This is a genomic window from Epilithonimonas zeae (genome assembly GCF_900141765.1).
GTDB lineage: Bacteria > Bacteroidota > Bacteroidia > Flavobacteriales > Weeksellaceae > Epilithonimonas > Epilithonimonas zeae.
In genome coordinates this window covers 116,175-130,952 of the sequence record NZ_FSRK01000003.1, presented here as the reverse complement: position 1 = coordinate 130,952, position 14,778 = coordinate 116,175, and the positions used below count along the sequence as shown (strand labels likewise).

At 37.7% G+C, this 14,778-nt stretch carries 9 protein-coding genes; all 9 read left to right on the top strand.

Features of this window, described 5'->3' with window-relative positions; translation table 11 throughout:
• The first annotated feature begins 97 nt into the window (after positions 1-97).
• The 9 genes from rplK (at position 98) to rpoC (ending at position 14,734) form a co-directional block, all read left to right on the top strand.
• Positions 98-541, top strand: coding sequence for a 50S ribosomal protein L11 (gene rplK / locus BUR19_RS16800; protein ID WP_074236636.1), 444 nt, complete (start codon positions 98-100; stop codon positions 539-541).
• Positions 542-552: 11 nt separating this feature from the next.
• Positions 553-1,245 (top strand): 50S ribosomal protein L1, encoded by a 693-nt coding sequence (gene rplA, locus BUR19_RS16795; RefSeq protein WP_074236635.1) that lies wholly within the window; start codon positions 553-555, stop codon positions 1,243-1,245.
• 15 nt (positions 1,246-1,260) lie between these two features.
• A complete protein-coding gene (gene rplJ, locus BUR19_RS16790; protein ID WP_074236634.1) occupies positions 1,261-1,857 on the top strand; it encodes a 50S ribosomal protein L10 in 597 nt (198 codons plus the stop codon).
• A gap of 46 nt (positions 1,858-1,903) precedes the next feature.
• On the top strand, positions 1,904-2,272 hold the full coding sequence (gene rplL, locus BUR19_RS16785; RefSeq protein ID WP_074236633.1) for a 50S ribosomal protein L7/L12: 369 nt from the start codon (positions 1,904-1,906) through the stop codon (positions 2,270-2,272).
• A 116-nt stretch (positions 2,273-2,388) separates the two neighbouring features.
• Positions 2,389-3,045, top strand: coding sequence for a hypothetical protein (locus BUR19_RS16780; RefSeq protein ID WP_074236632.1), 657 nt, complete (start codon positions 2,389-2,391; stop codon positions 3,043-3,045).
• An 83-nt stretch (positions 3,046-3,128) separates the two neighbouring features.
• Positions 3,129-5,603, top strand: coding sequence for a thrombospondin type 3 repeat-containing protein (locus BUR19_RS16775; protein ID WP_074236631.1), 2,475 nt, complete (start codon positions 3,129-3,131; stop codon positions 5,601-5,603).
• 12 nt (positions 5,604-5,615) lie between these two features.
• Positions 5,616-6,176 carry a hypothetical protein gene (locus BUR19_RS16770; protein WP_074236630.1) on the top strand — a complete coding sequence of 187 codons (561 nt, stop codon included), beginning with the start codon at positions 5,616-5,618 and terminating at the stop codon, positions 6,174-6,176.
• A gap of 372 nt (positions 6,177-6,548) precedes the next feature.
• Complete coding sequence (gene rpoB, locus BUR19_RS16765; RefSeq protein WP_074236629.1) at positions 6,549-10,376, top strand: DNA-directed RNA polymerase subunit beta; 3,828 nt, start codon at positions 6,549-6,551, stop codon at positions 10,374-10,376.
• A 92-nt stretch (positions 10,377-10,468) separates the two neighbouring features.
• The gene (rpoC, locus tag BUR19_RS16760; RefSeq protein WP_074236628.1) at positions 10,469-14,734 is read left to right on the top strand and encodes a DNA-directed RNA polymerase subunit beta'; all 4,266 of its coding nucleotides are present in this window, start codon (positions 10,469-10,471) and stop codon (positions 14,732-14,734) included.
• The last annotated feature ends 44 nt before the right edge of the window (positions 14,735-14,778 follow it).

Below are 14,778 nucleotides of genomic sequence, written 5' to 3'. Positions count from 1 at the left end.
GCAAACTGAAAAGTAAGATTTTGTTTATGAGGACAATAACTTACTGAATAATAAATGCTTCCACATTCATTATTTATTAATTTAATCAAACATTAAAATGGCTAAAAAAGTCTTTAAAATGGTAAAGCTTCAGGTGAAAGGTGGCGCTGCTAACCCTTCTCCACCGGTAGGTCCAGCTTTGGGTTCTGCGGGTGTGAACATCATGGAGTTTTGTAAACAATTCAACGGTAGAACTCAGGATAAGCCTGGTCAAGTTTTGCCAGTTGTTATTACGGTGTATGAAGACAAATCTTTTGAATTCATCATCAAAACACCTCCAGTTGCTATCCAATTATTGGATGCTGCAAAACTGAAAGGTGGATCTGGAGAACCTAACAGAAATAAAGTAGGTGCTGTATCTTGGGCTCAAGTTCAGAAAATTGCTGAGGACAAAATGGGAGATCTTAACTGTTTCTCACTAGAACCTGCAATTTCTATGGTAGCTGGTACTGCTAGATCTATGGGATTGAGAGTAACAGGAACTAAACCAACTAACGCTTAAAACTTAAAGAAATGGCAAAATTGACAAAAAAGCAAAAAGAAGCTTTAAGCAAAGTGGAAAAAAATAAAATTTACAATCTTGACGAAGCATCTGCTTTGGTAAAGGAAGTAAATTTTGCAAAATTTGATGCATCTGTAGATATCGCTGTTAGATTGGGTGTAGATCCAAGAAAAGCAAACCAAATGGTAAGAGGTGTTGTATCTCTTCCTCATGGGACAGGTAAAGATATCAAAGTTTTGGCTTTGGTAACACCGGATAAAGAAGCTGAAGCTAAAGAAGCTGGTGCAGACTATGTAGGTCTTGACGAGTATTTGACTCAAATCAAAAATGGTTGGACAGATGTTGACGTTATCGTTACTATGCCAGCTGTTATGGGTAAACTAGGACCATTAGGTAGAGTTTTAGGACCAAGAGGTCTTATGCCAAACCCTAAATCTGGTACTGTAACTATGGAGATCGGAAAAGCTGTAGCAGAAGTGAAAGCTGGTAAAATCGATTTCAAAGTAGATAAATATGGTATTATCCACGCAGGTATTGGTAAAGTATCTTTCGATGCTGCTAAACTTAAAGAAAATGCTCAGGAATTAATCTCGACATTGATCAAGTTGAAACCAACTGCTGCTAAAGGAACTTATGTGAAGAGTATTTATTTGTCTTCTACAATGAGTCCTGGAATTGCTGTTGATACAAAATCTGTTAACTAATTATAATCCTAAACAATGACAAAAGACCAAAAAGTTGTAGCAATACAAGAGATCAAAGATTTGCTTCAGGATGCAAAAGTAGTTTACGTAGCAGATCTTACAGGATTGAACGCTTCTAAATCTTCTGACTTCAGAAGACAAGCTTTCAAGCAAAATATCAAAATCAAAGTTGTGAAGAATACATTGCTTCAAAAAGCAATGGAACAAATCGAAGGTGTAGATTACGCTGAGATGTTCGAAACTTTCAAAGGAAACTCTGCATTAATGATTGCTGATACAGCTAACGCTCCGGCAAAATTAATCAAAGATTTCAGAAAGAAAGAAGAGAAACCAGCTCTTAAATCAGCTTTCGTTCAAGAAACTTTCTATGTTGGTGACGAAAATCTTGATACTTTGGTAAGCATCAAGTCTAGAGAAGAAATGATCGGTGAAATCATCGGATTACTTCAGTCTCCAATCCAAAGAGTTGTTTCTGCTCTTCAAAACAAATCTGAAGCTGGAGAAGCTACAACTGAAGAAGTTGCTGCTCCTGCAGTAGAAGAAACTCCTGCTGAGGCTGCTCCAGAAGCTCCTGCTGCAGAAAGCACTGACGAAACGCCAGCTGCTGAATAATACACTCAAAAAAATAGATAATTAATCAACAAAAAACATTACAACAATGTCAGATTTAAAAAATTTAGCTGAAACGCTAGTAAACTTAACAGTAAAAGACGTAAATGAATTAGCTACTATCCTTAAGGATGAGTACGGAATTGAGCCAGCTGCTGCTGCTGTAGTAGTTGCTGCAGGTGGTGCAGGTGATGCTGCTGAAGAAAAAACAGAATTCGATGTAATTCTTAAATCAGCTGGTGCATCTAAATTAGCTGTTGTTAAATTGGTAAAAGATTTAACTGGTGCTGGTCTTAAAGAAGCTAAAGATATCGTAGACGGTGCTCCTGCTCCATTGAAGCAAGGTGTTTCTAAAGACGAAGCTGAAGCTCTTAAGAAGCAATTAGAAGAAGCTGGTGCTGAAGTAGAATTGAAGTAATTATTTACTCAATAATATTATAAAGCGGTAAGTCCTAGACTTACCGCTTTTTTTACGTTTATGTTAATTTTGCATATATTGTTTTCATAAGTTGTTATTTTTACTAATTTTGCAACGTGAAAAAAAATTTATTGCCTTCCTTTGCGAATGTAAAAGATTATGCTGGTTTGTTATCTAAATCCTGGCAATTTTCTGTTATACTTTTATTTCTTTTTCTAAATTCTCTTTCTGCTCAGGAAACACAAACACAGGAGCCTGTTTCGTCTGGACTGATTATTACTGCCGGAGATGCGGTAATCTATTCTAAAGATGCTTCTTTTAACGAGCAGATTTCCAAAAGTAAAACAATACAGCAATACTCGAAAGTCATCAAAATCAATAATGATGAATTAAAGATTGTTGCAAAGAATTCAGATGAACCAACGAAGAAACTACAGCCTAAGATTAAGGAAGAGGTTGATTTGTTGGCTGCTAAAAAATTAAAAGATAGTAGGAAAGTAGATCTTCCTAAAAAGAAAATCGATCTGCACATTTCTAAAGGTTATAGCGATGGTAAATTCCTTGCTGGCGTTAGTTCAATAAATGGTTCATTTGTATCGCCGAGTAACGATTATCACTATTCTAAATATTTTTTGAATTCTTCTGCTAATCCAGAAAATACTTCATTAATATTCTTACACTTTAGTAGTTGTTTTTATAAAAATGATAATTCAAGATTGCAGATAAACGTTTCTAGTTTTTCTGTAAGACCCCCACCTACTGATTTAATTTAATCATTAAATTTTTTTACACTCACATTTCTTGAGAAATTCTTTTTTCTCAAAGGAATCTTATTTTCAATAATAATAAATTTTTTATGAAAAAATTAAATCTACTTTTTACAGTAGTGTTTCTGCTTGTTGCAAATCAAATGCTATTTTCGCAAGTAGTGGATAGATTATATCTTTCGTTGTCAGCTACTGGAAGAGTTTATGATATTACCGGAGTGCCTGCAGTACTTCCAACTCCACTGGCGGCACCTAATTATTCTACAGGTAACCAGAATTTTATCAGTAATCTTGCTGTTGGTTATGATACTCCTGGGGGAAATCCTACAAGTTTAGCTTTTTTGCACTCTAACACAGCTGCTGGTAGTACAATATTTAAATATTTACCAGCTACAGGATCACAATCGACAGGTCAGATAACCCCAGCAGGCAATCTTATTGGAGGGATCGGGACAAATAATGTTCCAAAGGCAAATGGTGATCCGTCTGGGCTTGCATATGGGTTTAGCACAACAAGTAAAAATTTGTACCAAATTTATCCTACGAGTACAGATTTGGGAGCTGTAACAGCTCCTGCCAGTGATGCTATTTGGAATAATACAGGTGGTAATACATCTACAATATGGGCAACAGATACATTTTTTGATTATCAAAACTTCATCTATGTGATTGTACAGAATACAAACGGAGCTACAGTTACAAGACACTTATATAAGATTGATCCAACTACAAGAGTTGCTACTCGTGTTGTACAACTAACCGGTCCTGTAGGGACTTCTAGTGGTGATAATACCGTTAGCAGCAGTACTACAGTAGGAAACGTGAGAGGTATTGCATATCTAAACGGATTGGTTTATGCTGTTTCTGTAAATGGTAATCCAGGAACAGAATTGGCGGTTTATACTATTAATATATCTACTGGTGTTTCGACATATATTAGAACATATACTGGAATAACAGGTGGTTTATGGGCAACTAACCAAGATTTGGCTTCAGTTCCTTATTACATACCCTTCATTTTTAATTGTGGAGGAGCGACAATACAAGAAACAACGCCATTTGTTGCTGGTGTAAGTTCTACAAAAACACTTAGAGCGCCTATTTCTACAGTTTATGGTCCTGGAACATATAGAATAAATGTATCGGGAACGGATTTTGCATCTACATTTACAGATGTTACAATAACTTCCACTACAACATACATAGATATTCCTGTTACCTATAATGGGACTGGCTCAGGTGGTACTAGAACTCTCACCTATAATATCAACGGAAGTACAACAACTTGTACATTTAATGCGGTTATTGAGCGTGATCTGGATGGAGACGGTATTCCTGATATATTGGATCTGGATTCTGATAATGATGGGATTCTTGATATTTTCGAATGTCCAGAAAGTGTAGTGGATGTTAATTATAATATTGCAGATGGTAATACTGCAACTTTTAATGCGCCAGCTGCCGACTTGGGTTTCATCTTCGATGTATATACTTTAGATAATTCATTTAACTTAAATATTAATGGAGTTAATCTTTCGACCTCCAAATTAGAATTCCAGCCGGATCAAACAGACAATGTCAGATTTGTAGACGGAAATACTTATGGTAATGGAACTGTGCCTCAAATATATAATATGACAGGGACAGCAGCTAATCCTTTGGTTAGAATTATTATTCATAAAAATGGATCTGTAAGTATGTATGGCAGCAAAAGCAGTGGTGGTCAATTGTTTCCTTTGCAGCTATACAATGGTAATACATTCAATTCAATTACCTGGAATAGAACAGGAGCTAATACTGTAATTTTAAGTCAATTGGTTGTAGGTCCTACTTACATCACTGGCCGGGGAAATGGTGTCAAAAATGGTTTCTGTGATCCGGATAATGATGGTGTTTCTAATCAATTTGATGTAGATAGTGATGGCGACGGTTGTCCTGATGCTATCGAAGGTAGTGAGGCTGTACGCTATGATCAGGTTCATTCTATGACATTGCCGGCTGGAGATGCTAATTATGCTTACCGCGGTCAAATAAAAACTATTTATAATGGTGTCACTACAGGTACACCAGCTCAGATCATCAGCACATCTCCTTCGGCAAGCGGCGTTCCGCAATTGGTTAACTATGCAGGCTTTAATTTAAATACTGGTACAAACCCTTCTAACCTTGCAGGTCTTGTGGATAACACTGATGGGACATCGGATATTGGACAAAGTATTGGTACATCTCAAAATGCTACAACTACGGATATTGAGTGTGGAAGATGCTTCCGTCCGGCTACTACAAGCGGAACTGCTTTACCAACTAATCATGGGATTACAGCTTTGGCTAGAGCGGGAGGTAATACGGGAGACTGGCCGATTAGGATTAATGGAGCATATACGGCACTAGATGCAAAGACAAAAGGTTTTGTGATTAATAGAGTTCCTACAGCTTCTTTAAGTTCAATCACTGCCGTGATTGGAATGATGGTTTATGATACCACTGCTAATTGTCTTAAAATGTATGACGGAACTGGATGGTACTGCTATACAAAACAGACGTGTAATAATTTTAACCAATAAAAATACAGCGATATGAAAACATATATAATATTATCCTTAATATTAATTTCAAGCATTTCTTTTGGCCAAGTTACAATTGGAAAAGCAAGTCCATATACGCCGGCAAATGCAACGGTTTCGTTAGAGTTTGGTAATCCAACAGGAGGTGCAAGAGGTGTCGTTTTGCCTTGGGTAACAGCTGCTGTAAATGTAACTTCTGCAGTTCCCGGAACTTTGATTTTTGATAGTACGGATCAGAAAGTTAAATTTGGAACTGCTGCTACAGCCAACGCAACAGCTGTTACTAGCTGGACAGATCTGTCTGCAGGAGCTTATGCTCCAACAACAGCCAATGTTCCTGATGCCAATGCAGAAAATACGACAGCAAAAACTTTGATTGGTGGAACGCCAGCCACAGATACAACGCCAGGGATTTTGGTTTTAGGAGATGCGAATAAAGCAATGATTTTACCAAGAGTGAATTCCTATACAGATATTGTAAATCCAAGTGCCGGAATGATGGTCTATGTGACCGGAACTCAGCAATTGGCTTTGTACAATGGTAGAGAATGGTCTTTCTGGACTAAACCTTAAGATTTTTTAATCTAAATATTTCTAAACCACTTCTTTGTGAAGTGGTTTTTTTGTATATGTCAATTATTTTATATAAATTTGCAAATCTTTTGGCGCTAATAATTTCATATACTGTAATCAATTTATAACTCTTTCATTTTATGGAAGGGAATTTCTTGTTTATATGTACATTGTTTCGTCGTTAGATATAAAAATATTTTGCATTACGTCGTGAAAAGATATACCGGCGTTGCAGTTAGAAAAGATTAATAAGTAAGGATTTAAGGTTTATTCTGATAGCGCCAAAAATCAAAAAACCTGATTCTTTATTTTTAAATCTTGTCTGATATTTTTTTAAACAAAATATTTTTTAACCCTTTTTCTTATAATTTTATGAGTAAAACACAGGCCGCTCCTAAAGTTCAAGGTACAGAGAGAATCAACTTTTCGTCAGCGAAAGGTAAAATCGAAACACCTGACTTTTTGGATATCCAAATCCAGTCTTTCAAGGAATTTTTCCAGTTAGACACGCTTCCTGAGCAACGTTTGAATGAATCACTTTACAAAACGTTCCAGGAAAATTTCCCAATTACAGATTCTAGAAACCAATTCGTTTTGGAATTTTTAGATTATCTGGTAGATTCTCCACGTTATTCTATCGATGAGTGCGTAGAGAGAGGTTTAACGTATAACGTTCCTCTAAAAGCCAGACTTAAATTATATTGTACAGATCCGGAGCACGAAGATTTCCAGACTGTTGTACAAGATGTATATTTAGGTCCGGTTCCTTATATGACGCCGTCTGGTTCATTCATTATCAATGGAGCAGAGCGTGTTATTGTAACTCAGTTACACAGATCTCCGGGTGTATTCTTCGGACAGACCTACCACGCCAACGGAACTAAACTTTACTATTCAAGAATTATCCCTTTCAAAGGATCTTGGATGGAATTTACAACAGATATCAACAGCGTAATGTACGCGTATATCGACCGTAAGAAAAAATTACCTTTAACAACATTACTAAGAGCAATTGGTTACGAATCTGATAAAGAGATTCTTCAGATTTTTGACTTGGCAGAAGAAGTGAAAGTTTCTAAAGCGGCTCTTAAAAAAGTAGAAGGTAGAACTTTAGCTGCGAGAGTATTGAACACTTGGTTCGAGGATTTCGTAGACGAGGATACAGGTGAAGTTGTTTCTATCGAAAGAAACGAAATCATCTTGGATAGAGAAACAATTCTTGAAAAAGAACACCTGGATGTTATCTTGGATTCTGGAGTTAAGTCCATCTTAATTCACAAAGAAAATTCTAACGAGTTCTCTATTATCCAAAATACACTACAAAAAGATCCAACCAACTCAGAAAAAGAAGCGGTTGAATATATTTATCGTCAGTTAAGAAATGCTGATGCGCCGGATGAGGAAACTGCAAGAGGAATTATTGAAAAATTATTCTTCTCAGAGCAGAGATATTCATTAGGTGAAGTTGGTCGTTACAGATTGAACAAAAAATTAGGTCTTAATATTTCCGAGGATAATCAGGTTTTGACGAAAGAAGATATCATCTCTATCGTAAAACACTTGATCGAATTGGTGAACTCTAAGGCTGAAGTTGATGATATCGATCACCTTTCTAACAGAAGAATCAAGACTGTTGGTGAGCAATTATCAGGACAGTTCGGTGTAGGTCTTTCTAGAATTGCGAGAACAATCAAAGAAAGAATGAACGTTAGAGATAACGAGATTTTTACACCAGTTGATTTGGTTAATGCTAAGACTTTAACGTCTGTTATCAACTCATTCTTCGGTACCAACCAGCTTTCTCAGTTTATGGATCAAACCAACCCGCTATCAGAAATCACGCACAAGCGTAGACTTTCTGCACTAGGACCTGGTGGTTTATCTAGAGAAAGAGCAGGTTTCGAGGTTCGTGACGTTCACCATACGCACTATGGTCGTATTTGTCCGATTGAAACTCCGGAAGGACCAAACATCGGTTTGATCTCTTCTTTGGGAATGTATGCAAAAATCAATACTTTAGGTTTCATCGAAACGCCTTATAGAAAAGTTGAAAACGGTAAAGTAGATTTACAAGCTGCACCAACTTATCTAAATGCAGAGGATGAAGAATACAAAGTAATTGCTCAGGCGAACGTTGAAATGAATGACGATGGTAGCATCAAAACAGACAGAGTTATTGCTCGTTTGGACGGAGATTATCCAGTTGTTGAGCCTCAACAAGTAGATTTGATTGATGTTGCTCCTAACCAAATTTCTGGTATTTCTGCATCATTGATTCCTTTCCTAGAGCACGATGATGCGAACAGAGCATTGATGGGATCGAATATGATGCGTCAGGCTGTTCCATTATTGAAACCTCAGGCTCCAATCGTAGGTACTGGTTTGGAAAAACAAGTAGCTAGAGATTCTAGAATTTTGATTAATGCAGAAGGTACAGGTGTTGTAGAATACGTAGATGCTGAGAGAATTGTTATTAAGTATGAAAGAAGCGAGGAAGACGATCTGGTTAACTTCGATTCTGCGACTAAAACTTATAAATTAACTAAATTCAGAAAAACCAACCAGAGTACGACGATTACACTGAGACCAAACGTAAGAGTAGGTGATACAGTGGAAAAAGGTCAGGTTCTTTGCGATGGTTATGCAACTGAAAACGGAGAATTGGCTCTTGGTAGAAACTTGGTAGTTGCGTTCATGCCTTGGAAAGGTTATAACTTTGAGGATGCGATCGTGATCAATGAAAAAGTAGTTCGTGAGGACTGGTTTACTTCTATCCACGTAGATGAATATTCTCTAGAAGTTCGTGATACCAAATTAGGTATGGAAGAATTGACAGCAGATATTCCTAACGTTTCAGAAGAAGCTACTAAAGATCTTGATGAGAACGGTATGATCCGTATCGGAGCTGAAGTGAAGCCTGGCGATATCCTTATCGGAAAAATCACGCCAAAAGGTGAGTCTGATCCAACGCCGGAAGAAAAACTTCTTAGAGCGATCTTTGGAGACAAAGCTGGTGATGTAAAAGATGCTTCATTGAAAGCAGATTCTTCTCTACGAGGCGTTGTTATCAACAAAAAATTGTTCTCTAGAAACATCAAAGACAAAAAGAAAAGAAGCGAAGAGAAAATCAAGTTGGAAGAAATCGAAAATACTTACAAAAATAAGTTTGACGATTTAAGAAATACTTTGATTGACAAATTGAATACTTTAGTTTCTGGTAAAACTTCCCAAGGTGTGAAAAATGATCTTGAAGAAGAAGTGATCGGAAAAGGAACTAAGTTCACTTTGAAGTTGCTTCAGTCTGTTGAAGATTATGTAAACATCAGTGGTGCAGATTGGACTGTTGATGCTGACAAAAACGAATGGATCAAACAATTGATTCACAATTATAAGATTAAATACAATGATCTTTCGGGAGTTAAAAACCGTGAGAAATTTGCATTGTCAATCGGAGACGAATTACCAGCTGGTATTATCAAATTAGCTAAAGTTTACATCGCTAAGAAACGTAAACTGAACGTAGGTGATAAAATGGCAGGTCGTCACGGTAACAAAGGTATCGTTTCTAGAATCGTTCGTGAAGAAGATATGCCATTCCTAGAAGATGGAACACCAGTAGATATCGTATTGAATCCACTTGGGGTACCTTCTCGTATGAACATTGGTCAGATCTACGAAACTGTTCTTGGATGGGCTGGTAGAAAATTAGGATTAAAATTCGCTACGCCAATCTTCGATGGAGCTAGTTTAGAGCAGATTACAGAATATACAGACGAAGCAGGTCTTCCTAAATTCGGTCACACACACCTTTATGATGGTGGTACTGGAGAGAGATTTACTCAGGCTGCAACAGTAGGTATTATCTATATGTTGAAACTAGGCCACATGGTAGATGACAAAATGCACGCACGTTCTATCGGACCATATTCATTAATTACGCAGCAGCCGTTAGGAGGTAAAGCGCAATTCGGAGGTCAGAGATTTGGAGAGATGGAAGTTTGGGCTCTGGAAGCATTTGGAGCATCAAACATCTTGAGAGAAATCTTGACTGTGAAGTCGGATGACGTGATTGGTAGAGCAAAAACTTACGAAGCAATTGCGAAAGGAGAAGCAATGCCAGAACCTGGTATTCCGGAATCTTTCAACGTATTACTTCACGAGTTACAAGGTCTTGGACTTGATGTAAGATTAGAGGAATAATTTATTAATAATTAAGAAATTATCACTCTAAAATTAAGAGCGAAACTCAATTTGAGTTTTCAATCTTTTTAATCTTTAAATCAAAATAAAAAATGTCAAATAAAAATAAAACAAGTCGATTTAATAAAATCACTATTGGTTTAGCTTCACCAGAGTCTATTCTTCAGGAATCGAGAGGAGAAGTTCTTAAACCAGAAACGATCAACTATCGTACGCACAAACCAGAAAGAGACGGTTTGTTCTGCGAGAAGATCTTCGGTCCTGTAAAAGACTACGAGTGTGCTTGTGGAAAATACAAAAGAATCCGTTACAAAGGGATTGTTTGTGATAGATGTGGAGTAGAAGTTACAGAGAAAAAAGTACGTAGAGAAAGAATCGGACACATTGGTTTGGTTGTTCCTGTGGCGCACATCTGGTATTTCCGTTCTTTGCCAAACAAAATTGGTTATTTATTAGGGATTCCGTCCAAGAAATTGGATATGATTATCTATTACGAGAGATATGTTGTGATCCAACAAGGTATTGCTAAGAAAGCAGACGGTTCAGATTTCGATGATAAAGAATTCTTGACTGAAGAAGAATATCTGGATGTTTTGGAAACACTTCCTATCGAGAACCAATATCTTGATGATTCTGACCCGAATAAATTCGTAGCGAAAATGGGAGCAGAAGCTGTTGAAGAATTGTTGAAGAGAATCGACCTAGATTCTTTATCATTCGATTTGAGACACAAAGCTCACAACGAATCTTCTAAACAAAGAAGAACAGAAGCGCTTAAGAGATTGAATGTTGTAGAAGCATTGAGAGGTGCTAACACAAGAATGATCAACAGACCAGAGTGGATGATTATGCGTGTTCTTCCTATCATACCACCAGAACTAAGACCATTGGTTCCATTGGATGGAGGGCGTTTCGCAACTTCTGATTTGAATGACCTTTACAGAAGAGTTATTATCAGAAACAACCGTTTGAAGAGACTATTGGAGATCAAAGCTCCGGAAGTAATCTTGAGAAACGAGAAGCGTATGCTTCAGGAATCTGTAGATTCATTATTCGATAATACAAGAAAATCCTCTGCTGTAAAATCTGAATCAAACAGACCATTGAAATCACTTTCAGATTCATTGAAAGGTAAGCAAGGTCGTTTCCGTCAGAACTTATTAGGAAAAAGGGTAGATTACTCGGCTCGTTCAGTTATTGTTGTAGGTCCTAGCTTACAATTGCACGAGTGTGGTCTTCCAAAAGATATGGCTGCAGAGCTTTACAAACCGTTTATCATTAGAAAACTAATTGAGAGAGGAATTGTAAAAACTGTAAAATCAGCTAAAAGAATCATCGACAGAAAAGAGCCTGTAGTTTATGATATCCTGGAAGGTGTGATGAAAGGCCACCCTGTTCTTTTGAACAGAGCACCTACTTTGCACAGATTAGGTATCCAAGCGTTCCAGCCTAAGATGATCGAAGGTAAAGCGATCCAACTTCACCCATTGGTAACAACGGCTTTCAACGCCGATTTCGATGGGGATCAGATGGCGGTTCACTTACCTTTAGGCCCAGAAGCTATTTTGGAAGCTCAACTATTGATGTTAGGTTCTCAAAATATCTTGAACCCTGCGAATGGTTCTCCAATTACGGTACCATCTCAGGACATGGTTTTGGGTCTATATTTTATGACCAAAGAAGCTCATTCTACTGAAGAGAAGAAAATCCAAGGTGAAGGTCTTGCTTTCTATTCTCCGGAAGAAGTAGAAATCGCTTATGCAGAAGGGAAAGTTTCTCTTAATGCAAAAGTAAGATGTCGTCTTCCAGTAAAAGAAAATGGAGAAATTGTAACAAGATTGCTGAATACAACTGTTGGTAGAATTTTGTTCAACCAAATTGTACCTGTACAAGTTGGATATGTTGACGAGTTATTGACTAAGAAATCTCTTAGAAATGTAATTGGTCAGATCTTGGCAGATACAGATTTCCCAACTACTGTTAAGTTCTTGGATGATATGAAAAACCTTGGATATGCCAACGCATTCAAAGGAGGTCTTTCATTCTCTCTGGGAGATATCGTAATTCCTGCTGAGAAAAAAGGAATGATTGCTACAGCGGTTGAGAACGTAGATGAAATTAAGGCTAACTATAACATGGGGCTTATTACAGATACAGAACGTTATAATCAGGTAATCGACGTTTGGACTAATACTAATGCTGGTCTTACCGAAATGATTATGAGCAGAATGAAGTCTGACCAAGGCGGATTCAACTCTGTATTTATGATGCTAGATTCTGGTGCGAGGGGTTCTAAGGAGCAGATCCGTCAGTTATCTGGTATGAGAGGTTTGATGGCAAAACCACAAAAAGCTGGTTCTGTTGGAGCTGAGATTATTGAAAACCCGATTGTTGCGAACTTTAAAGAAGGTTTGTCAATTTTGGAGTACTTTATCTCTACCCACGGTGCTCGTAAGGGTCTTGCGGATACCGCTCTTAAAACTGCCGATGCTGGTTACTTGACCAGAAGATTGGTAGACGTTGCACAGGATGTTATCATTACTGAGGATGATTGTGGAACTTTGAGAGGTACAGAAATTACTGCACTTAAGAAAAATGATGATATTGTTGAAAAAATCTCTGACAGAATTCTTGGTAGAGTTTCTCTTCACAACATATATCACCCAGAAACTGATGAGTTGTTGGCTAATGCAGACGAGTTAATCGTTGAAGCTGTTGCTAAACAAATCGAGGAAGCAGGAATCGAAGCTGTAGAAGTTCGTTCTCCATTAACTTGTGAAACCAAAAAAGGTATCTGTGCAAAATGCTACGGTCGTAACCTTGCAACAGGTAAAGGAATCCATATGGGAGAAGCTGTAGGTGTTATCGCTGCACAGTCTATTGGTGAGCCGGGAACTCAGTTAACCTTGAGAACTTTCCACCAAGGGGGTACTGCAAGTAACATTTCAGAAAACCCAAGTATCGTTGCAAAACGTGATGGTATTGTTGAGATGGATGAAGTTAGAACAATTAAGTCTGAAGGCGAAGAAGGACAAACTGCGGATATTGTTGTATCCCGTTCAACAGAATTTAGATTGGTTGCTGATAACGAAGCTAGAACGCCAATCATGGTTGCAAACGTTCCTTATGGTTCCGAACTATTTGTGAAACCAGGCGATAAAGTGAAAAAAGGAGATCTTATTGCAAAATGGGATGCCTATAACGCCGTTATCATTGCAGAAACTTCTGGTAAGGTAGAGTATGAGGATATTATCCAAGGTATCTCTTTCGTATTGGAGATTGATGAGCAGACTGGTTTCGAAGAGAAAGTAATCTCTGAATCTAGAAATAAAAAAGCGGTTCCAACACTTAAAGTTGTAGATGCAAAAGGCGTAGAGCAAAAAGCTTACAACTTACCAGTAGGTGCCCACTTGATGGTTAACGATGGGGAGAAAATTAAGGCTGGTAAAGTCCTAATCAAGATCCCAAGAAAATCTGCAAAAGCAGGGGATATCACCGGAGGTCTTCCAAGAGTTACCGAATTATTCGAAGCTAGAAACCCTTCAAACCCAGCTGTAGTTACAGAGATTGATGGTGTAGTTTCTTACGGTAAAATCAAAAGAGGTAACCGTGAGCTAATCGTTGAGGCTAAAACTGGAGAAATCAAGAAATATTTGGTTAAATTATCAAACCAGATCTTGGTTCAGGAGAATGACTTCGTTTATGCTGGTGGTCCACTTTCAGACGGTTCTATCACACCAGACGATATCTTGAGAATCAAAGGTCCAACTGCGGTTCAGGAATATTTGGTTAATGAGATTCAGGAAGTTTACCGTCTTCAAGGGGTGAAAATCGATGACAAGCATTTCGAAATTATTGTTCGTCAGATGATGACAAAAGTATCGATTGTGGATGGAGGAGATACTCAGTTCTTGGAAGGAGCATTGGAGCACAAATTCGATTTCTTGGAAGAGAACAACAGAGTTTTCGGACTGAAAGTTGTTACTGAGCCGGGAGATTCTAAAGTATTCAAGGCAGGTCAGATGATTACGGCAAGAGAACTTAGAGATGAGAACTCGAAGCTTAAGAGAGAAGATCAGGCTTTGGTACAAGTTAGAGAAGCGCTTCCTGCAACTGCAACACCTGTTTTACAAGGTATTACAAGAGCAGCGCTACAGACAAAATCATTCATGTCTGCAGCGTCATTCCAGGAAACAACTAAGGTTCTTAACGAAGCTGCAGTATCTGGAAAAATCGACTTCTTGACAGGTCTTAAAGAAAATGTAATTGTAGGACACAGAATCCCTGCAGGTACAGGTCTTAAAGATTACCAAAACGTAATCGTAGGTTCTAGAAAAGAATTCGAAGATATTAACTAAAAAAGATATTATAGATTATGAATTTAAATTTTAAATGATTTATA

What these genes read in the sequence shown, in the direction of transcription:
- rpoB (WP_074236629.1), top strand. Translation starts at nt 6,549, where the DNA reads ATGAGTAAAACACAGGCCGCTCCTAAAGTTCAAGGTACAGAGAGAATC.
- rpoC (WP_074236628.1), top strand. Translation starts at nt 10,469, where the DNA reads ATGTCAAATAAAAATAAAACAAGTCGATTTAATAAAATCACTATTGGT.
- BUR19_RS16770 (WP_074236630.1), top strand. Translation starts at nt 5,616, where the DNA reads ATGAAAACATATATAATATTATCCTTAATATTAATTTCAAGCATTTCT.
- rplL (WP_074236633.1), top strand. Translation starts at nt 1,904, where the DNA reads ATGTCAGATTTAAAAAATTTAGCTGAAACGCTAGTAAACTTAACAGTA.
- rplK (WP_074236636.1), top strand. Translation starts at nt 98, where the DNA reads ATGGCTAAAAAAGTCTTTAAAATGGTAAAGCTTCAGGTGAAAGGTGGC.
- rplJ (WP_074236634.1), top strand. Translation starts at nt 1,261, where the DNA reads ATGACAAAAGACCAAAAAGTTGTAGCAATACAAGAGATCAAAGATTTG.
- rplA (WP_074236635.1), top strand. Translation starts at nt 553, where the DNA reads ATGGCAAAATTGACAAAAAAGCAAAAAGAAGCTTTAAGCAAAGTGGAA.
- BUR19_RS16775 (WP_074236631.1), top strand. Translation starts at nt 3,129, where the DNA reads ATGAAAAAATTAAATCTACTTTTTACAGTAGTGTTTCTGCTTGTTGCA.